The organism is Spirosoma jeollabukense (assembly GCF_054777855.1).
This window is the reverse complement of the sequence record NZ_BAAHAD010000001.1, coordinates 1-24,070: the sequence shown is the minus strand read 5'-3', so window position 1 is coordinate 24,070 and position 24,070 is coordinate 1. Positions and strand designations below refer to the sequence as shown.

18 protein-coding genes and 1 pseudogene are annotated in these 24,070 nt (G+C 49.8%); 10 read left to right on the top strand and 9 right to left on the bottom strand.

Features of this window, described 5'->3' with window-relative positions:
• Positions 1–614: 614 nt before the first annotated feature.
• Positions 615–1,445, top strand: coding sequence for a phosphatase PAP2 family protein (locus ACYVEA_RS00095; protein ID WP_461111253.1), 831 nt, complete (start codon positions 615–617; stop codon positions 1,443–1,445).
• On the opposite strand, the gene ACYVEA_RS00090 is transcribed toward ACYVEA_RS00095, so the two are convergent.
• The 3 genes from ACYVEA_RS00090 to ACYVEA_RS00080 all read right to left on the bottom strand — a co-directional run bounded on the left by ACYVEA_RS00090 (position 1,429) and on the right by ACYVEA_RS00080 (position 3,397).
• Positions 1,429–1,989, bottom strand: coding sequence for a zinc-binding dehydrogenase (locus ACYVEA_RS00090; RefSeq protein ID WP_461111252.1), 561 nt, complete (start codon positions 1,987–1,989; stop codon positions 1,429–1,431). The two genes, ACYVEA_RS00095 and ACYVEA_RS00090, sit on opposite strands and share 17 nt — an antisense overlap.
• 428 nt (positions 1,990–2,417) lie before the next feature.
• Positions 2,418–2,798 carry a nuclear transport factor 2 family protein gene (locus ACYVEA_RS00085; RefSeq protein WP_461111251.1) on the bottom strand — a complete coding sequence of 127 codons (381 nt, stop codon included), beginning with the start codon at positions 2,796–2,798 and terminating at the stop codon, positions 2,418–2,420.
• Positions 2,795–3,397 (bottom strand): DUF1572 family protein, encoded by a 603-nt coding sequence (locus ACYVEA_RS00080; RefSeq protein ID WP_461111250.1) that lies wholly within the window; start codon positions 3,395–3,397, stop codon positions 2,795–2,797. Before ACYVEA_RS00080 ends, ACYVEA_RS00085 begins: the two co-directional genes overlap by 4 nt.
• 218 nt (positions 3,398–3,615) lie before the next feature.
• Here ACYVEA_RS00080 and ACYVEA_RS00075 point away from each other — a divergent pair, with 218 nt between their 5' ends.
• The 8 genes from ACYVEA_RS00075 to ACYVEA_RS00040 all read left to right on the top strand — a co-directional run bounded on the left by ACYVEA_RS00075 (position 3,616) and on the right by ACYVEA_RS00040 (position 14,992).
• The gene (locus tag ACYVEA_RS00075; RefSeq protein WP_461111249.1) at positions 3,616–5,055 is read left to right on the top strand and encodes an aminotransferase-like domain-containing protein; all 1,440 of its coding nucleotides are present in this window, start codon (positions 3,616–3,618) and stop codon (positions 5,053–5,055) included.
• Positions 5,052–6,956 (top strand): CocE/NonD family hydrolase, encoded by a 1,905-nt coding sequence (locus ACYVEA_RS00070; protein WP_461111248.1) that lies wholly within the window; start codon positions 5,052–5,054, stop codon positions 6,954–6,956. The genes ACYVEA_RS00075 and ACYVEA_RS00070 overlap by 4 nt, the downstream gene beginning before the upstream one ends.
• A gap of 77 nt (positions 6,957–7,033) precedes the next feature.
• Entirely contained in the window at positions 7,034–7,813 is a 780-nt protein-coding gene (locus ACYVEA_RS00065; RefSeq protein WP_461111247.1) for a class I SAM-dependent methyltransferase, read from the top strand.
• A gap of 9 nt (positions 7,814–7,822) precedes the next feature.
• Positions 7,823–8,758: a ketopantoate reductase family protein gene (locus ACYVEA_RS00060; protein ID WP_461111246.1), complete on the top strand. Its 936-nt coding sequence runs from the start codon at positions 7,823–7,825 to the stop codon at positions 8,756–8,758.
• Positions 8,759–9,069: 311 nt separating this feature from the next.
• Positions 9,070–9,492 (top strand): BLUF domain-containing protein, encoded by a 423-nt coding sequence (locus ACYVEA_RS00055; protein ID WP_461111245.1) that lies wholly within the window; start codon positions 9,070–9,072, stop codon positions 9,490–9,492.
• Positions 9,493–9,901: 409 nt separating this feature from the next.
• Positions 9,902–10,246 (top strand): hypothetical protein, encoded by a 345-nt coding sequence (locus ACYVEA_RS00050; protein WP_461111244.1) that lies wholly within the window; start codon positions 9,902–9,904, stop codon positions 10,244–10,246.
• Positions 10,247–10,650: 404 nt separating this feature from the next.
• A complete protein-coding gene (locus ACYVEA_RS00045) occupies positions 10,651–14,217 on the top strand; it encodes a PAS domain S-box protein (RefSeq protein ID WP_461111243.1) in 3,567 nt (1,188 codons plus the stop codon).
• Positions 14,218–14,251: 34 nt separating this feature from the next.
• Positions 14,252–14,992 (top strand): response regulator, encoded by a 741-nt coding sequence (locus tag ACYVEA_RS00040; RefSeq protein ID WP_461111242.1) that lies wholly within the window; start codon positions 14,252–14,254, stop codon positions 14,990–14,992.
• Positions 14,993–15,132: 140 nt separating this feature from the next.
• On the opposite strand, the pseudogene ACYVEA_RS00035 reads toward ACYVEA_RS00040, so the two are convergent.
• Positions 15,133–15,528, bottom strand: a pseudogene (locus tag ACYVEA_RS00035) (alpha-L-fucosidase); the annotation flags it as partial.
• Between the two features lie 32 nt (positions 15,529–15,560).
• The gene (locus tag ACYVEA_RS00030; RefSeq protein ID WP_461111241.1) at positions 15,561–16,538 is read right to left on the bottom strand and encodes a helix-turn-helix transcriptional regulator; all 978 of its coding nucleotides are present in this window, start codon (positions 16,536–16,538) and stop codon (positions 15,561–15,563) included.
• Positions 16,539–16,627: 89 nt separating this feature from the next.
• Between ACYVEA_RS00030 and ACYVEA_RS00025 the strand changes: the two genes are divergently transcribed.
• Positions 16,628–17,731, top strand: a complete 1,104-nt coding sequence (locus ACYVEA_RS00025) for an FAD-dependent monooxygenase (protein WP_461111240.1) — start codon at positions 16,628–16,630, stop codon at positions 17,729–17,731.
• A gap of 98 nt (positions 17,732–17,829) precedes the next feature.
• Here ACYVEA_RS00025 and ACYVEA_RS00020 read toward each other — a convergent pair whose 3' ends face one another.
• The 4 genes from ACYVEA_RS00020 to ACYVEA_RS00005 all read right to left on the bottom strand — a co-directional run bounded on the left by ACYVEA_RS00020 (position 17,830) and on the right by ACYVEA_RS00005 (position 23,195).
• Complete coding sequence (locus ACYVEA_RS00020; RefSeq protein ID WP_461111239.1) at positions 17,830–18,726, bottom strand: NmrA family NAD(P)-binding protein; 897 nt, start codon at positions 18,724–18,726, stop codon at positions 17,830–17,832.
• Between the two features lie 31 nt (positions 18,727–18,757).
• On the bottom strand, positions 18,758–19,693 hold the full coding sequence (locus ACYVEA_RS00015) for an alpha/beta fold hydrolase (protein ID WP_461111238.1): 936 nt from the start codon (positions 19,691–19,693) through the stop codon (positions 18,758–18,760).
• A gap of 74 nt (positions 19,694–19,767) precedes the next feature.
• Positions 19,768–20,331 (bottom strand): Crp/Fnr family transcriptional regulator, encoded by a 564-nt coding sequence (locus ACYVEA_RS00010; protein WP_461111237.1) that lies wholly within the window; start codon positions 20,329–20,331, stop codon positions 19,768–19,770.
• 473 nt (positions 20,332–20,804) lie between these two features.
• Positions 20,805–23,195 carry an ABC transporter permease gene (locus tag ACYVEA_RS00005; RefSeq protein WP_461111236.1) on the bottom strand — a complete coding sequence of 797 codons (2,391 nt, stop codon included), beginning with the start codon at positions 23,193–23,195 and terminating at the stop codon, positions 20,805–20,807.
• Positions 23,196–24,070: the final 875 nt, after the last annotated feature.

Sequence of the window (24,070 nt, the reverse complement as noted above, 5' to 3'; positions counted from 1 at the left end):
GGATTTTGTGGGAAAAGGGCAGGAGGGAAGCTGTGATACAGCTTATTTTTACCCTGGATTTACGTGTTGACGCTTTAAGATCCAGTAGGGCTAGTGCACTCTAAATGCTTACTAAATGTCCAGTTTGAGCCTTCATTTAAGAAAGCCTGCATAGAGAGTTCTGTAGTGTGTTGTCCTGGATTTATTCGGAGGTTTTCTTAACGAATAGGGCGTTCCCCACGAACTGGATAGCCTTGGGGTCATTCTAAGCTTGGGTTAGGCAACTAATGAATAGGCCTTTTGCTTTCCTCTTCCATGCGCTCCACGTACCACTGTGCAGGGGGCTGGGTGATCAGCCAAGTAGGTTGCCGTATAATTAATCTGGCTACTGAGCAGAAACTGGCCGTAAAGTTGTGGGGTAACCTTCACGCTATTTTAATTCAATTTACCACTTTTGCGTAAGTCTTATTAGCGTTACAGGTAGCCGACAACCAGCAGGCCCGATTTATTGCTAGTGATCTAACCATGAAACCCGTTATAAACCACCAAGCTCCTCTCATTGCACAGGAAGCCATTTATAGCTGGTTGTCTAAGGCCAAAAGCTAACGTATTACTTAAACTAGTCACCCCGATTTATGAAACGATACGTAACGACGCTTATTCTTTCGCTGCATGTTGCGGTTTCCTGGGCCCAGACGGATACCACTACGTTCGCTGGTTACCGGGTCAACTGGAAAGTTAAACTGCCCCTTTCCGTGGGTGCTCTAGCCCTGTCAACAGTGGGGTTTCGCCAGCTTGATCGTACGGCTTCGCTGACCGCTGAGCAGGTACTAAACCTTGATCCAGCTCGAATTAACGCGTTTGATCGGCCTGTTGCCTTCTACGATCCGGCCCGGTTCCCCTCGGCTCAAAAGCGGTCTGATCTGTTTCTGAACATTTCCATAGCCAGTCCTCTGTTGCTACTGCTTGGTAAAGAGATGCGTCAGGATGCCCTTGATCTATTGACTCTGTATACAACGGCGCATACACTGAATAACTTGATTTATTTTGGAGCCGCTTTTCCCATTCGCCGGGCCCGGCCGCTGACCTACAATTCGGGACTACCTCTTGAAGAAAAGACGGGACAAGCGAAAAGTAATTCGTTTTACAGCGGCCACGTATCGTTTAGTACGACGGCTACGTTTTTTGGGGCCAAGGTATTAACAGATTATTACCACATACGCGGCTGGAAACGGATCGCCGTTTTCACGGTGGCCGCCGTACCGCCGATTCTGGTTGGCGTCAATCGAATGCATGCTGGCAAACATTTTCGGACCGACGTGCTCACAGGATTCGTAGTTGGAGCGGCCTGTGGAATCCTGGTTCCCCAATTGCACAAAGCAGCCCGAAAGTCGAGTCGCTTGTCTTGGCGTACCGAATTTATGCCTAACGGAGGAAAAGGGATCAACTTTACGTATTCGCTCTAAGCGTTTGTTTTGGTAGTTTACTTAGCGACCCTGTTGAGAAGAATAGAAATAAAGGCAATCGGAAGCATGGTTTCCGCAACGGCGGTCCGGCGAACTTTCTAGCGCCAATAAAGGCCTCCGGTAGCCGCTCAAAACCCTCTACGATGGTCTCGGCGTACGTCAGCTTGCCCTGGTTAAGCCACGCAGCCAGCTGGGCCAGGCCCTCTGAAAACCGACCGGCAAAATCGGCAATCAGGAAGCCTCGGATGGTTAGAAATTTGTAGACGACCAGAGGCAGGATACTAGGACTCAGCGCTGGCTCGGTATCATTGTAGTTGGCGATCGTCCCGCACACGGCTACCCGGCCATACGGGTTAAGATTAGCCAAGACAGCGTCCGAGATGGGGCCTCCTACGTTATCAAAATAGATATCAATGCCGTTAGGGCATACCGCGGCAAGGGCCGCTGGTAAATCCGCCGTGGTGCGGTAGTTGATGGCCTCATCAAACCCGAACGTATCCTTGATCAGGGCTGCTTTCTGGTCGGTGCTTACAAGGCCCACCACCCGGCAACCTTTTTTTTGTGTTTAAAAGGATGCGGCAAAGTTGGGGCCGGGGTGGGGATCTGGACTACAACAAAAGTGGGGGAAACTGACACATTTTAACGTATCGCCACGAACAAGCAGCGCCGTCCGATAAGTTACTCAACCAGACGTCCGTATCCATTGGTCAGTGAACGCCTAAAGGGCCTAGTTTTATCTTTACCTAATTTCAGGGCACATGTCTCTTGCCTAGTTTTTATGCACTATTCCGATTCCGTTTATGGCCCGGTTGTTATGGAGGAACCCGGATGGAGGGTAATTTTATAATTCGCAACCGTATCGGTTGAACCCTGAGTAGCTTTGGTGAAACGATAGGCTAACGCTTTGATGGCGTAAACTAATCATTCGTTATGGCTCATGAGAGGGACTTTCGAGAAGGTAGTGTCAACGGGCTACGCTTTTTCTGAAAGAGAGTTAGCCAGAGCATACTGACAAAATACCGTCACGGCTTTACCTTGCTCATTCAATTGAAATACTTCGCAAGCCAGTCGACCATTCACGGACGTGTAATAAATAGCCAGCGTGTTAATACCCACAAAAACGTTATGCAGGGTAAAATGCAGGTTGGGATAAGTTGCTAAACCAAGCTGAAAATAGCGTTCCAGCTCACCTTTGCTGGTAATACAACCGGACTCATTGACGTTTAATAGCGGAATAAAAGGCGAATAAAAGGCCAGCTCATCGGCATAGTGATCTAGAATAGCGGAAAGATCATGGGCATTAAACGCATGAATCCATTCCTCGGCAAATTGATGGGCTTTTTCCTGGCTCATACCGATTGATTTGTTTTTGACCCGTTGTCAACCGATTGAGCAGGTTTCAGATACGCATCGGTGAAATGCTCTTTATGCTTGGGTTGAGCGAATTTTTCGGCATTGTACTGACTGGATTCTCCTTTGGGTATCGAGAGCGATGTCCAGTTTTGAGCCAGCATTTTGCCCAGAAAAACCAGTTGGCCGATGTGATACGGGTAGTGAGCTACCTGCCGATTGATAGCTTCGATGACCGAATGTCCCTGATTTCGGATGTAAACCGTCCGGCTTAAATCATCTTCTCGAAGCGATTTGAGCGTTTCTAGAAGTACGTGCCAGCCTTCGTTCCATTTTTGAAGCAGTTCATCCCGGGACTGAATGTCGTTGGCAAACTCCCCCTCTCTATCGCGCCATTCTTTCTCTCCATCGGTCGTAAGGAAATCCGTCCAGCGACTTAGCATGTTGCCCCAAAGGTGCTTTACCAGCGTGGCTATGCTGTTGCTTTCTGCGTTGTACTGCCAGAAAAGTGCTTCGTCGGGAAGTTGAGCCAGTGTTTTTTCGCCTAGCCATTTGTAGTATTCAAATTGAGTGATCACACTACTTAGATAAGTATCTTGCATGCGATAGGGTAGTTAAGGTTAGGTTTCATAACGCAAAAAAACGCATCTGGGTTGTACGAAAACAGACACACTTTTGTGAGGGCGGAATCATACAGTTCATTCTGATGAGGTCAGCCAAACTGTACGGTCCACTTTGGCAAAATCTGTATGGTAAGACGTACAGACAGGACGATTACATTTGTCCGGTGAACGACAATCCGTAGCCCGCCATCCAGTCTATGCGTGTATCAACCCCAAGATATCAGCAGATTGCCCGTCAGTTAGGCGATAAGTTGCGAGGAGGTATGCTTACGGAGGGAGATAAGCTTCCTTCGGTTCGTATACTCAGCCAGGAGCTTGGTGTTAGCATCAATACCGTGCAGCAAGCCTATTATTGTCTGGAAGCCGAAGGGCTGGTCGAAGCCCGTCCTCAGTCGGGTTACTACGTCCGTACCCTGATCGAGCGGCTGGGTAACGTACCTCGCCGATCGGCACCCCAGGCTATGATCAATCAGCCTCTTCAGTCGGATCAGGAGTCGGTTCTGTTGAGGCTGATGCACCAGCAGCGACAGCCCGGCTGGCTTCCTTTCTCAATGAGTGTACCTGCTCCTTCCCTGTTGCCGGTCAGTAAGCTAACGAAGGCCCTTCAACAAGCCCAGCGCGAACTACCCAATGGCGGAATCGAGTACGAATTGATTACGGGCAACGCAGCTTTACGTCGGCAGATTGCCCGGTACGCTTTGTTCTGGGGCAGTCAGCTAACCGACGAGGAGATCATTACGACGGAGGGGTGCACAGCCGCACTCACCTTATGCCTGAAAGCCATTACACAGCCGGGCGATACCGTTGCGGTAGAAAGCCCGATCTATTTTGGCATCCTTCAAACGATTCTCTCGCTGGGCCTGAAGGTACTCGAATTACCAACAGATGCCTTAACGGGCATTGATCTGGACGTACTGGACGGTCATTTGCGGGCTGGACAGGTACAGGCCTGCTTGCTGGTGCCGAACTTCAGCAATCCCCTGGGCTGCTGTATGCCCGATGCCCACAAACAACGGCTGGTGCGACTGATGGAAACGTATCAGGTACCCCTCATTGAAGATGATCTCTATGGCGATCTTCATTTTGGACCCGATCGTCCACTTCCCTGTAAAGCCTTCGACCGTCAGGGACTCGTCTTATGGTGCGGCTCCGTTAGTAAAACGCTGGCACCCGGCTACCGGGTGGGCTGGGTAGCACCGGGGCGTTATTATGATGCGTTGCTTCGGGTGAAGCGCTATCAGGCCGGATTCTCTCCGGGTATCACCCAACAGGCAGTGGCTAATTTTCTGGCCAACGACCGCTACGAATTGCATCTGCGCCGACTACGGCAACGGCTGAAAAGCAACTGCCAACGCTATCAGCAGACGATTCGAACCCACTTCCCTCCGGGCACCCGTATCAGCGAGCCCCAGGGTGGCTTTACCTTATGGGTGGAAACCGATGCCCGGGTAGATACCCTGGCGCTTGCCGACCAGCTGGCCCCGCATAAAATCAGTATCATGCCGGGCCGTTTATTTAGTCTTCAGCCGCAGTATGGGAGCTGTATGCGGCTCAGCTACGGTCTACCGTTTGACGAGCGTGTGGCCTGGGGGCTGCAAACGATTGGACAGCTTATTCATCAGCAGTTAAGGACATGAAATACCTACCTTGGTGCGCGGTTTGGAGAACCGCCGTTTTTACCCCGTTTCTATCATTCGTTCTGGTTGTCGTTGTATGCCAGGCAAGCTCGGTGCGTGAGCAGTACCAAAAATATGAGTACCACATACCTATGCGCGATGGCGTTAAACTCTATACCGCTGTTTATGTGCCCCGACGTGCATCGCTAGAAAACACCCATCCACTTCTGATGCAACGGACCTGTTTTGGCTCCATGCCCTATGGCCCCCAGCAGTATAAAGCCACCCTGGGGCCTTCCCCCACAATACAGGCCGATGGCTATATTTTCGTCTATCAGGATGTACGGGGCAGATGGGCTTCCGAAGGCCATTGGACCAACATGACGCCGGTTGTCAGCGGCCAGACAAAACGATCCTCCTCCCGAGCCATTGACGAAAGCACCGATACGTACGACACCATTGACTGGCTACTCCGGCATGTACGCTACCACAACGGCCGGGTAGGTTTGTGGGGTATGAGCTACGCCGGGTTTTACGCGCTGGCGAGTTCCATCAATGCGCATCCTGCCCTGAAAGCCACGTCACCCCAGGCACCTATCGCCGACTTTTTCCGGGAAGATATTCATCACAACGGAGCCTTCACGCAGGTAGCGTTACTGGCTTATCCACTATTCGGTAACGGTCCAGCTAGTCCAGCCACCGAACCCTGGTTCCTTAAGGACTGGATACAAACGGGAGGACAGAACGAGTTTAGGTGGCATCAGCAGTTAGGGCCTTTGCCCAATGCGAAGCGGTATCTAGCCCAAAATGTGTTCTGGCAACAAACGGTAGACCATCCCAACTACGATCGTTTCTGGCAGGAGCGCAACATACTGCCTCATCTACGGAATATTCGGCCCGCCATGCTGGTTGTTGGGGGCTGGTTCGATGCCGAAGACCTGTACGGGCCACTGAGTACCTACAAAACGCTGGCTCAAAAAAGTCCGGAATCGCGGCCAATGCTGGTGATGGGACCCTTTGGCCATCGGGGCTGGTCGGAAGAGACCGGTCGTACCCTGCATAACGATCTGTATTTTGGCGACAGTTTGGCGACCTATTATCAACGAACGATTGAAGCCCCTTTCTTTCACCATTATCTGAAAGGACCTGGTGATGGCAATACCGGACTACCTAACGTCTGCCTGTTCGATACCGGATTGAAGGCCTGGCGAACCTTTTCCGAATGGCCCGCATCCACCAGCCGTCGACTGCGTTGGTATTTGACTTCCACTGGCCCGCTAAGCGCGCAACCCGGTAAACCCGTGAGCTTTCGGGAATATACCAGCGATCCGGCGAATCCTGTCCCTTATAGCGAAGCGAGCCTTACCGCCGAACCTGATTTCAGCGCTCTGGCCAGCTACATGTCGGCCGATCAACGGTATGCCAGTGAACGACCCGATGTTCTCACCTTTCAAACGGACGTTCTCCCGGAAAATCTGACAGTAAGCGGAGAAATAAAGATCCGACTGAACGTTAGCACGACGGGCACTGATGCCGACTGGGTCGTGAAACTGATTGATGTGTATCCACCCGACGAACCGAATCACCCATATCTGCCCAATCCTAAAACCAAGTTGGCCAATTACCAGCAATTGGTTAGGGGCGATGTGATACGCGGGCGGTTTCGTAATAGTTTTGAGAAGCCGGAGCCCTTCACTCCGGATCAGATTACGGAGGTGGCGTTCCCACTTCAAGACGTACTGCACACCTTTAAAAAAGGGCATCGGGTCATGATTCAGGTGCAAAGCAGTTGGTTCCCGCTAATCGATCGAAACCCGCAGACGTTCATCGAAAACATTTATAAAGCTCATGACACTGATTTTAAACCAACTCGTCATCGTTTGTACAGTGACTCTTTCGTTGATGTGACTACGTTACCCTAACGACATGAGGTTATCAAACAGAGTGGGACAGTACTCACAACGGTTTCTAATCAATAATTACGATAAATTCCCTGAACATGACTCGATCGAATCACGCCTGGAACGCGGATCTTTACCAGCAAAAACACGCCTTTGTCTTTCACTATGGAGCAGATGTGCTGAATTGGCTTGAACCACAGCCTGGCGAACGCATCCTCGACCTTGGCTGTGGAACGGGCGAACTGACGGCCCGATTAGCCGAAAGTGGTGCCGAAATTATTGGACTGGATGCTTCGGCTTCGATGATTGCCAAATCCCGGCAGTCGTTTCCCAAACTTACGTTTCAACTCGGTGATGCCCGGGATTTTAGAACGGATCAGCCATTCGATGCCATTTTTAGCAATGCCACGCTCCACTGGATTCAGGAAACAGAGCAATTATCCCTCTTAACGGCTGTTTTCAAGGCACTCAGACCGGGTGGTCGTTTCGTGGCGGAACTCGGAGGGCGGGGTAACGTAGCCCGCATCCTGAACGCGTTGCGCCAGACACTAACTGAGTTAGGTATACGTCAACCCATTAATCCGAACTACTTTCCCAGCGTTGGACAGTACACAACGATGCTGGAGCAGGCTGGTTTCTGCGTTACGTCAGCACAGCTTTTTGACCGGGATACCCCGCTGGCAGATCCTGAAACTGGACTAAGTGACTGGATTGCCATGTTTCGTGGGGACGTCTTGACGGCTCTTGGTGACCAAGATCGGCAGACCGTGTTAACGGCTGTAAACGACCAGCTTCGACCCACCAATTTCCGGGATGGATACTGGTTTGCTGATTATAAACGCCTGCGATTTAGGGCCATAAAACCACTTGAGCCGTAACATCATCTCATGCAACCTACGATTTACATTATTGGCGTCGGTGCCATTGGCATGACCTTAGCCGTATTGTTGAAACAGTCAGGCAAAGAGGTTGTCCTGATTCGCGGACGCCGAAATGGCCAGCCGGAAACCGAAGAGGCTCAGATCACCCTTTTCTATACCGATGAGCTAAGCCTGAAGGCTACTGTCCCGATTCGTACGCTGGATCAGATTTCGGAGTTAAACGGATTTATTTTGCTGACAACCAAATCATTCGGCAACCAGGCGCTGGCCCAACGATTAATGGGAAAGACGGGCCAATCTCCCCTGGTTCTGTTACAAAACGGCCTGGGTATTGAAGAGGCCTTCCTGGAAACCGGTTTTCCTGAGGTGTATCGGTGTGTATTACTGGCTACCAGCCAGGTGCAGGCTCCGTATATGGTTCGCTATAAGCCCGTGACGGCTTCGCCCCTTGGCGTGATTCGAAGTTCAGCGTCTAAACTAACGGAGTTGGTGGCGCAGCTAAGTACACCTCAGTTTCTGTTCCGGCCCGAGGAAATCATTCAGCAGGCAGTCTGGGAGAAAGTCATTATCAATTGTGTATTCAATGCCATCTGTCCGCTGCTTGGAGTCGATAATGGTATTTTTCATCGGGATACCACAGCCCTGGCACTGGCAGGCGAAATCCTCGACGAATGTGTTGCTGTCGCCAGGGAGGTGCATATCGTACTGAATCGGCAGGAAGTTGAAGAGCGGCTACTTGACATTAGTCAGCGTTCGGAGGGGCAACTCATCTCGACGCTGGTGGATCTTAATCAGGGGCGTCAAACCGAAATAGAGTCATTGAACCTATCGGTTGCCCGCCTGGCACAACGACTGGGCAAACCGGATCTGGCTTACCGGACCCGACTCCTGGGTGAACTAATCCGTTTAAAGGCCGCACTGAACCGAGTTTCACAGGACTAACGACCTATTGACAAAACTATAGTCTGGTAATCTACTACACGATTCAGGAGCTTTATCCCAAATTCGTTTACAGCTGCAAACGATCTTTCACGTAATAACAAAGCCGTCGTTTGTTCTCACTGGAACAAACATATGCAGGTTTTCAAACTAAGCGTATTTTACTTCCCAAGGCACAAATTGTGTGCGATCCTTATTCAAACTTCGGAATTTATTGTTTTAATTTGTTACCATTATGTGCAATTTGTAAATACTTATTTACTATATTTATCCATATATTGTAAAATAATCTTACGATACGTTCTTATAAGCAAATGGAATATTGTATTGTGTATATTAGTTCGTCAAAAGGGTTATATTCTGAAGATCAATTAAGCAACATCTTAGAACAGAGTCGACAAAACAATAGCTTTTCAGGCATTACGGGAATTATGCTCTACTTCAATGGGTCTATCATCCAGGTCCTGGAAGGGGATGAGGAACGAGTGAAAACTTTGTACAATAGGATTGAACAGGATCCCCGGCATACCGGTATTATCCCGTTCTTCAGTCATCCGATAGAGAAACGCTCCTTTTCCGAGTGGTCAATGGGCTATAAAAGTTTATCCGTTAATGAACTTGGCCATATAAAAGATCAAGTTCCCTTCATTGGTGATCCAACCTTACCAGCATTACAGCAGGATAATGTCATTCTATCTGTATTACAGACATTCTATTTAAATAATTATCGCAACTGAGGCTTAGAAAAAAAGGATTTACTATTCCAGTACGAAGTGGTGTTAAAAAGGCAATCAGGTATACACTACGAGCGTACGTGTTGTCTTGCCCCCATGCTGCTGTTTCGTGCTTCTTTTCTTAACCAACGAAAAGGTAACCCCCATTTTACCTCGTAACCGCCCTTGAAAGCCGTTACGAAGAGACGGGCCAGTTCACTAGCCTAAGTGCTAATATGATCGCTGGTCCTGCACCCCTTTTAGGGAACGTTACTAAGTATTTAGTTACTTTACTTCTTAAGTCGCCGGTTTATACTAGCGGATGGTCCTAATTTGGTATAATAAATATATATATGATACCTAGTAATAAATAAGTAATTATACGTTGTTTAGTTTCTGTATATTTGGTCTTACGCAAGAAAGACAGCTACGAATGAGTCTAACCTCTACTTACCCCGCCCCCGGCGTTTATCAGTACTCGTATCCCACCTTTGTGGATACTCCCCAACTGATCTGTGTGCATTTTGTGACCCCTGATCAGCAGCACGCTTTCGTTAGCTTTCCCAAGCATCCTAATCATAAAGCGGCTCAGCTGGTCGCCCTGAGCTGGTTTGGCTCGGTATGGCTGGTGAAACAGGCGGGTCATCCGCAACTGATGCCCTTTCTGAACGTAACACTTCGTGGATGGCACCAAAAAAGCTGCTTGATCGTAGATCCCCTTGACGTACTGTCCACAGGCGTTGAGGCTTATACCACTCCCGGGCAACTGGCGGCCTAAGCCTTTTTAGGAACCTCACTAACCAACTAAGTGCCTGGCCGATCGTTCTGGTCCTGGGGCACACGTCGCGTTGGCAACTCCCTGCTTCAACATGGCCATGGGCTAACGTTTTGTAATAGGATCAGGCGCGAATGGGCTACTTATCAGAAGCTTCTCAACGTAGCCAGTGAAAGCGAATGGCGACTAAGTTCCCGTTAGAATTGATTGGCTGGTTTTGCGTAGTATCTCGGTTTGACTCGTACTGTATTTTACTACGTCTGGCAGGCGCGTAAAGCCTTAGGGCTAATCTCGGCACGGGAAAGGGACGACCATCGTCCCCTGTACCTTTAGCCAATCACTGAAGGGATAGAACACTAAAAGCAAGTTTGGAAGCCATGGGTTTTTTGTTGGTTTAATTTACGTTTATGGAAATTCATATCCACCCCCCCCCGATAACGGGGTTTGCTGAACTTACCCCCAGCCCACGCACCCTGCTTTTTTTTACCCCCCTGCTTAATGAACAAGGCCATTTAGTGGATCTACAGGTATACCCCAGGGGGCAAGTGGCTGCTCAGCCAGATAGGCCTGAACAGGAAAGGGTTTACCTTTCTGACTGGATGGATCCCCAGAGTTTTCCTTTTCTGAACTCCTTTTGGCTGTCGTTGGAAAAGGGCAGCCCTTGTCGCCTTACCTACCAGTTGACACCCACTACGTCGGGACAAGCAACGGTTACACCCATTAATGGGGGGTATTTAGTCGAGTTTTTAATTCCTAACTTAGCCCCACCTACCGATCCTCCTTTGGACTCCATGAGTACCCAGTTCCAGCGTGATGAGCGCCACCCGTGGAGTACGTCCTTTCTGCAATCGCTCTACCAACGACTTCCCGGCCAGCAAGCCATTATTTATGCCTATGATCAACGACAGCAGACGCTTCAACCGCTAGGCCAATGGGTCGGAGATAAACTGCCAAATCTAATTCCCCTGGCTGGTATTCAGATGCTCCGGGAGCAACCGGTGATTAGTTGTCAGCAACTCGAAGCCCACACCCCAGGCATAGCGTCCCGGCTGGGTTTGTTTGACAACGGCTATGGTTCCTTTATGATGGTGCTCCTGCGAAAGGACGAGCAGTTACTGGGTGCCTTGGTAGTAGCCCATGAGCAGGCCCATTTTTTTACCAGCCGCCATCGGAAACGTATCCAGCAACTGGGCATGGAATTGACCGCTAGCCTTTCGCTCCGGTTAAGCCCAGCCTCAGGCCCATCCCCGCCACCAAAGGCAACCCCCCAAGTACTGGAAGCCATTCTAGCCCATACACCAGTGGGACTAGCCCTTTTCCAACCCCTTAAGGAAGGAGAACGAATCGTTGATTTCGTCTGTGTGGTGAGCAATCCGGCTAATACCGCCCTAACGGGGCACCGCATAGCGGACAGGGTGGGTCAACCGCTTACCACCTTGTTTCCCGGCACCCTGCAAATCGGCCTGTTTGAACGGCTGGTGCAGGTTGCTCAACGTGGTATACCCCAACAGTACCAGCAACAGGCTGAGCTTGATGGCATGTCAATGTGGGGACGTTTTTCCTTAGTCCGGGTGGGCCAGAACGTGCTGGTCACGGTCATGGATATAACGGAGCTCAAACTAACTCAGGCCCGGCTGGACCATAAAAATGTTCAGTTAGAGCAGCGAGTCGTGGCGCGTTCCAAACAGATTCATAACCTGACGGTGCTGCAAAATGCCATCCTTAAACACGGGGGGCAAGCCATTATCTCCACCAGCATCGATGCGGTCATTCAAACGGCCAATCAGGCTTGTGAAAAATTACTGGGCTACTCCCCCCAGGAACTACTCGGGCAATTCGTTCAGGTGCAGCCGGGCACTGGCGACAGTCCGTTTCCAGCCATTTCCTTTCAATCCAGCCGACCAGCCACTGGAAATCCAGCCGCTATCTTGCAGCAGACCCTCAATGGGGAGGCCTATCGGTACCTGGAAGGGGTGGCTATCACCAGAATGGGGTCTACCGTTCCCATTCTGTTAGCCGCTATTGCTTTGCAGGATGAGCAGGGAACCACCATCGGTTACCTGGGAATTGCCTCCAATATTTCGGCCTTAAAGACGGCCCAGGCGCGACTTATTCAGAAGGACCGGGAACTGAGTACCTTCTTTGAGAATGCCCTGGACATGCACTGCATTTCCGATAGCGGGGGCGTCATCTCGACGGTCAACAAGGCCTTTCAGGCTACCCTGGGCTACTCAGCCGCCGAGTTGAGGGCGATTCCTTTTTTACAACTGATCCATCCCGACGAACAAAAATGGGTGTACCAGAATCGACTGCAATCGATCCTCCAGAAACCCGTTCGCAACCAGATTAATCGAATGCGTTGCAAGGACGATACCTACCGAATCATTGAGTGGAATGCCATTGCTATTGATGAGGTGGTGTACGGATCGGCCCATGACATCACCGAACGCCAGGCGTCGGAAACCCAGCTACGGCTTCTCAATCAGCGGCTACAGTTGGCGACCCAGGCCGCTGGCCAGGGCATCTGGGAAGGTAACCTGGAAACGGATAGCTTGATTTGGGACGATCGGATGTGGGCTTTGCATGGCATGGAGCCTGGCCGAACGGATTGGAGCTTTAAGTCGTATCTAAACCTGATCTATCCCGATGATCTGGCCCCTTTTTTGGCGCAGTCTCACTTGGGTCAATCGGGGGATAAGCTATGGAACCTGACACGGATTGTACGTCCGGATGGTGCCATCCGCTATATTGAAACCAATGGTCTGCTGATAAAGGGCCCACAAGGGCAACCGGCTCAAGCCATCGGGGTCGCCTGGGACGTAACGGAGCGGAAGCTGGCTGAAGAAGCCCTGCGGGAGAGCGAACAGCGGTTCCGGGAGATTGCCGAGAATGTCGACGAGGTTTTCTGGATACACTCGGCTGATCCGTTTCACTTACTCTACGTCAACCCGGCCTATGAGCGGATCTGGAACCGCTCGGTTCAGAGTGTCTACGCGGATACCACCAGTTTTATGGAGGACATCGTAGCGGATGATCAACCGGCGATGCAGACTCTTTTTGCGGACTATATGGCGGGCCATGAAGGACAACTGGACTTCCGGATCGAGCAAGCTGACGGGTCAAGGCGCTGGCTGTCGGTCCGTACCTTTATCGTCCGCGACGGGGCGGGGCGGGTTGCCCGGCACCTGGGTATTGTGAATGACATTACCAGCCAGAAAGAAAAAGAACTGGTTCTCCAACAATCCCTCAAGCGGGAACAGGAGCTCAATCAACTCAAATCCCAGTTTGTCTCCACGGCCTCCCACGAGTTCCGCACCCCCCTGACCACCATTCAAACCAGTACCGAACTGATCGAGATGTATCTGGATGTGCCAACCGGGCAGGCCTCGATTCGAGCGCATATCGGGGTGATTTACAAAGAGATCGAGCATGTCAGCGAGCTGCTGTCGGATATGCTGACCATCGGCAAAATTGAAGCGGGCCGGGTCAGCTACGTACCCCGCTGGCTGGATCCGGTGGCCCTGTGTACCCAGCTGATAGCGACCCATTTCAGTGGCCGCCGTGACCACCGCCGGGTGCAGCTTCAGCGGGTGGGAAGCCCCTACATGGCCTATCTGGATGAGAAACTGATGAGTCATGTGTTGAGTAACCTCCTATCCAATGCGTTTAAATTTTCTACCCAGGACCCCCAGTTGACTATTCGGTTTGGGGCCAATGAATTGCGCCTGGAGGTGGCCGATGCCGGCATCGGCATACCCTGGGAGGATAGGGCTAACTTGTTTGAGGCTTTTTTTCGGGCCCGTAACACGATCGGTATCCCGGGCACGGGGCTGGGGCTGGTCATTGCCCGGCAGTATGTGGAGCTTCAGGGCGGACGGCTTGAGGTCCAGCCTAAACCGACGCCGGGAACGACCTTTACGATTTGTTTTACCCCCTTACCGAAAGGGGCTCAGCCCCCAGTAGTCGATAACTAGTTTTTGCCTCAACTGTGCTTTTGCGCGCCTACCTATGCCGACTCACATCCTATTGATTGAAGATGAAGACCAAATTCGAAGAAACTTGCTGGAAATTCTACACCTAAAAGGCTATCAGGTTACGGCGGGGGCCGACGGCTGGGAGGGCATCCAGTTAGCCAGCCAACAAGCGCCGGATTTAATCCTGTGTGATATAATGATGCCCCATCTGACGGGGTATCAGGTATTAGCCCATATTCGTACGCAAGCATCGTTATCCTCCGTTCCCTTTATTTTCTTAACCGCCAAATCGGACATGGTGGATTTGCGCCGGGGGATGGAGTTGGGGGCCGATGATTACCTGACCAAGCCCTTCAGTACCAACGATCTGCTGGCGGCTATCGAGAGCCGTTTGAGACGGCATCAACAAACGTCCACCTATCAACCGTCGCCCGTTTGCCTACAGACCATCCAGGCGCACGCGGAGGGGGGGAGTATGATCCTAAGCGTAGCCGATTGTCTTTACTTTTATGTGCACACCAGCGCCTATTTTGTATGCCACCCGCTGGGGACCTTTCAGATCAACTTAACCATGGCGGAGTTAGCTAACCAGCTGGATTCGACCCAATTTTTCCGGGCGAATCGGCAGGTGATTATTCACCGTAAAAGCATCCAGCGGTACGCCTACTGGCAAGAGGGGAAGTATTGTTTATTCCTGATCAATGGCGCCAAAGCGAAAGAGATTGTCATACCTAAGGCCCGATTCAGACAATTAAAAAAATGGTTAGCCAGCTAGTGATGCCCACTGACTATCCTATTAGTTTGGACCCTATCAGTAACTATAACCCGCGCCGGAAGCTACCCTTGATGAGCTACAATGGCGTATTAGTACGTTCTCAAATCGATTTTGCGGGTTTCGTTGGCCCCGCCATACTAACCCGGACCGCCATAGGGTCCATCAAACCAGACTTCAAAAATGTCACCGTAGTTTGTCAACAGTTACTGCAACTGGTTGCGGAAATAGGTAATGTATTCGGGCTTCCCGCAGTCGACATGATTTCGGTTCCAAGGCGACAGATATACCCCGAATTTCAACCCATATTCCTTGCAGGCCTCGGCCAACTCCCGCACAATGTCGGCTTTTCCGTTGCGCCAGGAGGTATTTTTTTGCGCAGTACTTCGTGTCGTTAGACGGCCAAAGGTAAAATCCACTAGGGTGTTTAGCCGTAAAGATGATGCCTTTCATGCGGTCTCCTGGCAAATGCAGCCCCATGACTGGCAATCCAGTTTTGTCGGATTGAATAGGGTCGGATCTTCGTTGCCCCGCCCCCAGGTTCCTCACCCAACGTGATTAACATTTGTTTTCATCCCTGTCCCATACTCCACTTTTTGGGCTTACAGCCTAGGTGTTCTTCAAACAAGCGGGTAAAATGACTCAGGTTAGAAAAGCCAAGTCGGTAACCCGTTTCGGACACCGTCAGCTTTTCTTCACGGAGCAATCGGGCGGCTTCCTGCATCCGGATGCGCTGGAAATACTCGTACAGGCCCATGCCAAAAACCTGGGTAAATAGCTTACGCAGCTTTAACTCATTCATACCGGCGATACGTACCAGATCCACTACGGGGGTGGATTCGTTAAGTTTTACAATCAGCGTATCTCGTACTTTGTAAATGGCCTTCAACTCATTCAGGCTAATAGGCTCATGAGAGGATTCTTTTCGGTTCTTCAAATTGCGGAATAAAAAGTACAACAACTCCAATGTCTTTAATCGGTAGTAGAAATTAGGCAGTTCGAGTTGAGTACTGGCCCTGCTGATCTCATTCGCAACCCGTATCATATCGGCCGACATGAATTCGTCAATAAAAAACTGGTTTGCCTGCCCCAATAAAAAATTGAAAGAAGCTTGTTCTTCGGCCAAAAGCGGCTTTAGGAAGTCCAGACTTACTATAATTGAAATCAGTTTCCGATGCGAATGGCTGGGCAGTTGTATGCTCGCTCCCGCCTGTAAAGGCATGATTTGTATACTCGGTAGTTCTTCCCTCAAAACCATTTTTTTGGGCGCAGTCTCTTCCAGGCCATCATCGAAAAAGTTATTGAAGGCAATTAAAATTCCGTGCTCAATAGCTTTAATCGCTCCCCGATTGAACACAAATTCTTTCTTCGATACCAGGCTCCGAATCATCAGGGCAAACTCGGGTAGAAAATCAAAAATCTGGACGTTCGTTAACTCAATGCTCTGCAAAAAATCCGCCTGAACATCGCTGGATATTTCTACGCCCAGACGTTCGGCTATGGCCGCCATTTTTTCAAAATGTTGTTCACTCCCCGTTGGCGCGTTCATGTTTGCGACTATTTTTAGAAGTTTTGCCGCTATTTTAAGCCTAAAAATTGGTATTCCTTTGCAGCAGAACTAAAATAAGGAAAACGAACATGACCAAGTCAGTGTTGATTTCAGGGGCCAGTATAGCCGGTCTGACAATGGCGTATTGGATGAACCAGTATGGCTATCAGGTAACCGTCGTCGAAATCGGTCCTGCACCCAGAATGGGTGGCTCCCCCATCGATGTGCGGGGTGACGCGCTGGACACGGCCAAGCGAATGGGTATACTCGAGGACATAAAAGCGGCCAAATTGCAATCGATGGGCGTTGAATTTATGAATGCCAGGGGCGGAGTGGAAGGAACGATGCGAGTCGAGGAAATTGGGGCGATCCGGCCGGGGGATGATACGGAAATTCGTCGGGATGATCTGGTGAACATCTTATATGCAAAGGCCAAAGACGGCATCACCTACCACTTCAACAATCGCATAGTAGCCTTAACCCAAACAGAAGACGCTGTCTCGGTTCGCTTTAAAGACGGCACAGTCGACGTGTACGACTTCGTCATTGGGGCTGATGGGATTCACTCCGGGGTCAGAAAGCTTACGTTTGGAGCGGAAGAGCAATTTTCCCACTTCTTGAATTTTTATTTTTCTGTTTTTCCGGCGGATAAAAGTCTGGGCAAGAAGAATTACGGGCAAATGTACACGACACCCAACAATCTGGCCTTAATTTACTATTACAATGAAGATTGTGCGGATGGCTTTTTGACATTCAGAGCCAATGAGAAAATCGATTACAATCGGTATGATATAGGCGCTCAAAAACGAATCGTCATTGAGGCCTTTCAGGGGCTGGGCTGGAAAGTGCCCCAACTGATTGAGGAATTAAAAAAAGCCGATACGTTTTATTTTGACCAGGTATGCCAAATAAAAATGCCTGGCTGGACCCATGGCCGAGTAGCCTTAATTGGTGACGCCGGGTATGCACCGGCCTTTCCGACCGGAATGGGCAGTACATTGGCTATACAAGGGGCTACGGTTTTGGCCGACGCGATTGCTGAAACAGCTGATTACAAGGTGGCATTTCAAAAATACAATGAATCGTTTCGGCCACTGGTAGAATCCTTACAAGCCACCGTTTATGAGGGGCTTTCGTTTTTATTGCCTCAGACTCAAGAAGCTATCAATACCCGCAATAAAGGGACAAGATAGAGTAGATTGATGGATGCGACGATGGGCTACCCGCTAGTCTCACATCCATCAATCTTCTTATTCGATCGTCCAATGGCGTAGCGGTTGCGAGGTTTCGTTTATCGAACAAATGACTTTATAAAATCTGAGCTTGTTGTCCAGGTAAGATTTTTATACCGTCCGTTGGCCAGGTGCGTATGGTGAGTGGTGAACATCGAATACATATATTGTCCCTGCTGCCATTTGGCGTATAGTTCGTTTTCTCCTGCGGGATAAGTGGCTCTTTGCTGTTTTATAAACTGAGCAAACTGGTCAAGGCTTGCTAGCTGATGGAGCCTGAAATCCTGACCCGTTGCTGCGTTTACGTCCTGCCACAGCATCGTAGGACTAACCTGAAAACTAGCGATCTGCAAATGTCTGGGGGCATCCTCATCCAAAGCCACTTCGGCCGTAAAGGCAGCCGTATCGTCCATCGTGGTAAAATCAAGTGGCCAGTCTGCCTTCTCGCCCCAGTAACCGATGCTTTTTTCTTTCAGATTCAAAACCGGGGTATTGTATTGAAGGATATCGGCAAATGCACCGTTGAAAATGGACGACGCTTGTAGGGACGTAGCATCGAGATAATCCCTAAAGGATCTTCGCAAATCAAAATTCCTGTTTTCACCCGGTACCAAATCTGTGTAATCGGTGCAGAAGTCAGAGGGAATAAAACGGGGGACATCGGCTTGCAGGGCACCATCCAGTATTCTTTTTTGTAAATCAACGATCACATCGCCCAAACCCGCCAGCGCAGACACCACGCAACTGGCCTCCCTACTCGCTCTGGCAAGCGCATCGACGTTGTCGAGATCTACTTCTTCAACGGTAGCTCCCAGTTGTTCCAGCATACTTATTTTCTCGGGATCGGCCGACGTTCGAACGACCGCTCGTACGGCCGTCCCTCTTTTTAGCAGTTCGCGGACAATCCGGTTGCCTAAATTGCCGGTAGCACCGAACACAACAACTGTTTTTTTCATAGGTACTTTCTTAAAGGGGTGTATGTATAAATCAGGCTAGAAAACGCAAAACCGCATTAATCACCTGTGCCGGCTGCTCTTCAAACAGATAATGGCCACTATCTAAAATGCCAACCATTTGTAAGTCTTGGGCTACGTAAGGCAACCCCATTTTCATGTAGTTGTAACTGATATAGCTCCCAATTCCTAACACCGGCATCGCCAGAGGCTGGTAGGTTTTGGCATCGTCGATATCCTGCAGAAACGTTTGATACCACGCATTAGCTGCCCGGATGCTCTCGACATCATTGTACGAATAAGCATATACCCCTCTTTCCAGGGAAGACATCTTGCTATCGTCAATCATGACATACTGAAAAAGCCAGTCCAGCACGTACTGGAAACGCCCGGCCAGTATCTTTTCCGGCAATTCTTTTACCTGGTTGAATCCCATCCACCAGGCGTAGGGTCTATCGGCATCCATTTTCTCGGTAAACGTGCCCGGCGCAGGTAGCAGACTCATCTGCAGCATGCCTTCGTTGGGATGTGACCCATCCAGGACAATCAGCTTTTGGGTGAATTGGGGATAGTTGAACGCAAAACTCATGGCTACCATACCGCCGATGTCGTGGCCCATAATATGCACGGTTGGTAAGCCCAGCTGTTGCACCAGGGCGGCAATATCGGCGGCCATTGTTTTCTTATCGTAACCGGATTGGGGTTTTTCCGAACTCCCCATTCCTCTGATATCTACAATGAGCACACGGTACGTTTTGACGAGTTCCAGCGCAACAGGCTGGTAGGAAAACCAGGTTTGCGGCCAGCCAGGCAAACAAACCAAAGGCATGCCTGTTCCGCCTTCGACATAATGCAGCCGCACCCCGTTCACGGTTGCATACTGATTGGTAAAGCCAGGAAAATGGTTAATTAAGTCCTCGTCAGCATACAAATTCTGCCGCACTCTTGGGGTCTCGTTGTCTTGAGTCATCGCTTCTTTTTTTGATGACTCAAAACTACAAGGGGTATAGCCTGACAAAACTACCAAATGGTAGAGAATAACGATCAGCGGATTTTTTTTCTGATTCGGCTTAAGGCATTGGGGGTAATACCCAGCACGGCGGCTACCTGCTTGACGGGCGCTTTCTGGATAAGCTCGGAGTTCTTGAGGAAGCTCAGATATCGTTCCTCGGCCGATAAGGTCTGAAAATTTATGATCTGATCGATCATTCTCACGGTTGTGGCCTCCCATATTTTTCGGCCAAACTCTTCCCAGGCCGCCACCTGCCCATATAGAAAATCCATGTCCTTTTTATCGATCACGATCAGCTTCGTTTCTTCGATGGCCTCAATGTTGAACCGGGATGGTTTTTGAGGATGTAAGCTTGAAATTTCAGTAAAGAACTCATTGCTGAACATCACCCAGGTGGTATTTTCCTGATCGTGAGCCTCGTAGAAAAAACGGACGCCCCCTGATACAATGAAAAAGTACTGACTGGCAATTTGTCCCTTCCGTAAAATCAGCTTGTTTTTGACAAGCTGTCTTTCCCGGCATCTGGAAAGCACCAACTGTAAATCCAGCTCATCGATCCAGATAATTCCTTTAATAAATTTTACAAATTCTTCCATAGCCGTAATTATCGATCAGTCGCGGTCAAAAGTAAAGGTTTATGCGTTGACGCAACCGACTAATTGACTTTGTGATCAAAGGGTTTCCAGCGCCTGAATGGGTAATAGGTACCACTCTGTTAACAAGCTAGATCGGTGAGACAAGGGTGATGGCGCTGACGGGCTTATTTCATATCAGAAGGCTCGTCCGGTTGACTATTTTTTCGGGCAGGAGTCGGTTAGTAGTACCTGGTATAGCCGGCGTATGGCTTTGCCGGAAACCTTGATTTTGCTGTTTCTTAGAATTCACACGCCCTGTATTCTCGGTATAATGCCGGTGTCCATTTACTTTCACTGGATACAGTCACGTCTTGTCCTGATTGTAGTCGGGCATCCAAATAAACTGAGGTGGCCTGTTTTATAAAACAGGCCACCTCAGTTTATTTGAAGCTTATGTCTGTAACAAGTGTCCTTGATTGATAATACAGCCTACCTCATTCCGAGCGTAACGACTTGACCGGATTGACTAAGGCCGCTCGAATACTCTGAAAACTTACCGTGAAAAAGGCAATGCCCACCGCGAGTAACCCGGCCAAAGCAAACAACCACCAATCAAGCTCCACCCGGTAAGCAAAGTCGGCTAGCCAGCGCTTCATGGCAAAATAAGCCAGGGGTGTCCCCAGGACTAGTGCGATAAAAACCAATTTTAAAAAGTCCTTGGACAACAGAGCAATCAGACTGGTTGCGCTGGCTCCCAGTACTTTACGTACGCCGATTTCTTTCCTCCGTTGCTCAGCGGTGAAGGTCGCCAACCCAAATAAACCCAGGCAGGCGATAAAGATAGCCATGGCTGAAAAGCCAAGAAATAGGTTGCCCTTGCGTTCATCGGCGCGGTACTGTTGGGCAAACGTCTGGTCCAGAAACGTGTAGTCAAACGGTTGGTTTGGATTGACACGCTCATAAATGCCCCTGATGTAGGTTAACGCACCCGGTACGTTCTGGGGCGTTAGCCGGACCAGCAATTTATCGCCCCTGGCCTGGTGCAAGACCAGAACCAGCGGTTCGATTTTATTATGCAGCGAACGCATGTGGAAATCGCGGATAACGCCCGCAATGGGGATTCGCTTCGTGTCAAGTTCTATCAGACCAGCCGTGCGGTTTTTCCAGCCCAGCCGTTTGAGCATTGCTTCGTTGACCAACACGGCGTCGGTCGAATCGTTGACCAACTCGGTCGAAAAATTATGCCCTTCTTTCAGGCCGATCTGTAATACGCTGACAAAATCCTGATCGACTGAAAAGTACTCCGTGCTAATGGACTGTTCTTTGCCGCCCACGTAGAAGCTAAACGTGGATTTGTCATTTATATCGCCACCGACTGACCCATTTGTTAGGCTTACGCCTTTGATAGCAGGATTTTGCAGTAATTTATCTTTTAGTACTTTAGCCGTCTGTTGAATCGCGGGTGTCTTAAGCGGAAGGACCAGCACCTGTTCCTGATTGAAGCCTAACTGCGTGTGCCGCATGTACTGCAACTGCTGGTAAACAACGAGGGTACCCACGATCATCACAATGGAAATCGTAAACTGGAAGACCACCAGCAACTGGCGCAGCAGAATCCCGCTACCACTGTTGGTGAAGGTTCCTTTCAAGACGGTTACCGGTTTAAAGCGAGCGAGCAGGAAGGCGGGATAAAGGCCGCTCGCCAAGCCGATCAGCAGGCTGAAACCAACGAGCACACCCATTGTCTGAACGTTCCACAGATCAATGAATAGGTTCTTGGCCGCTACGTCATTGAAGAGGGGGAGTAATCCCTGCACCAGCAGTAGACTAACGACCAGGGCCAGGAATGACAGCAGGGTTGACTCGGTCAAAAACTGCCCAATCAACTGGGTTTGTTGTGATCCAATAGCTTTGCGTACGCCAATTTCCTTGGCGCGGGCCGTTGACCGGGCGGTGGCCAAATTGACGTAATTAACGATGGCAATCAATAAAATAAACAAGCCAATTGCCGAGAAGGTGTAGACATAAGCGATGTTGCTCCCTTTTTCTTCACCCATCAAATGGCTTGAGTGCAGGTGCATGTCCGTCAGGGGCTGGAACCTGATGTCGAACGTAACGCCTTTGCCAGTAGCATCACCGATAGCCTGAGCAATGTACTTTTTGTAGAAGGCGGGCATTTTACGATCCAGACTGCGCACAGCGTTGTTCGACTGAAGCAGTACGTATGTAGCCGTGCCAAAGCTATCCCATTTATCCAGGTTGACCTCGTTGAGTTGCCGGTTGAGGTAGGGAAGAACAGCCTCAAACCGCAAATGGTGGTTAGCAGGCGGGTCCTGGATTATTCCAGTCACCGTTAAGGGGTGTTCATTTTTAACCCGAATGACTTTACCCAACAAGCCGTTAGTCCGACCGAACAGTGCAAGGGCCATTTTCTGGGTCAGGATGATGTTGTTGGGCTGCAACAGGGCTGTTCGCGGGTTGCCGTCGATGAAAGAATAGTCAAAAAACGAAAACAGGGTCGAATCGGCGTAGATAAAATCTTTGGCATACAGCGCTTTCTCACCGACTCGAACCAATAGATCATGACTGGGTATGATACGTACTATATTCTTGATTTCAGAGAATTCCTGTCGAAGTGTTGGTCCCATTGGGGCCGAACTGACGCCCATGTTCAGTTCATTGTCACCCCACTTGACGTATACATTCAAGCGGTAAATAGTGGCTGCGTTGGTGTGGTATCGGTCGAAACTTAGCTCATCATAGACATAGAGCCACAGTAGCATAGCACAGGTCATGCCACCGGCCAGGCCGAGTAGCGTGAGCAGGCTATAGGTCTTATTACGGATTAGATTCCGCCAGGCAATCTTGATATAGTTTAGGAACATGATTGGTAACAGATAGTGAGCTACTTAAAGGTCGTCAACTATTATACCACAGTCTGAAAAAAGCGTTTAGGCGCTGGAAAGGGATTTTTGAGGAAGATAGTATGTCCGAAGGTGGACAGGTTTCGTCCGGTAATGAACGCGGTCTATAGTCAGTAGATGAAACGCTGAATTTAAATTGGGTCCTAGCCTGAGTAGTCTGGAGAATAAGGACTGATCATGGTCTATAATAAGCCACGGGCGATCAACCATCCGGAAAGAACGGCGCTGTCCGAATAGGAGGGTCATTGATACGCGGTTTAGGCCTGTAAGTGAATGTGCGGGAGTCGATCCTAACCGGATTTGGCAGGTGCCGTTGGTTCGGCTATAGGAGGGGTTATTTGCCTCCGCAGTCGATCGGGGTGTTTATTGGCTAGCTTCCTCCCTAAACCGGCCACTCGTTTTGAAGCAGAACGATCTAAGTGGTTCGTTAAACTAAATCAGGCCCAAAGAAATGCCCTGTCGACTGCGGCTAAAAAGCGGAAGCAGGTCCATTTGATGCTACCCGGCTTGCTGATAGCTTAAACGAAAGGACCCAAACTGATTAAATCGACCTGCTTACCTATGGAAATCGTCTGCCACAAACCTGCCTGTTGATGGGGCTTATATACTTGGGTTAGCCACTAAAGGCCTCCTGCTGATGGCCCGCCACTGCAAACTTTCTTCTCGTACTGATAAACACATTGGTCCTATATTAATATACGTAACATGTATATTGGTGCACAATTTCGTTCTTTTCCTGCCGTCTAGTAAATCTTAGGTGACTTAGGGGGACAGCTAGAGTCTGGGATACAAAATACGACCACTTCTCTTGCCATGCCAACCCGCCAACACCTCCC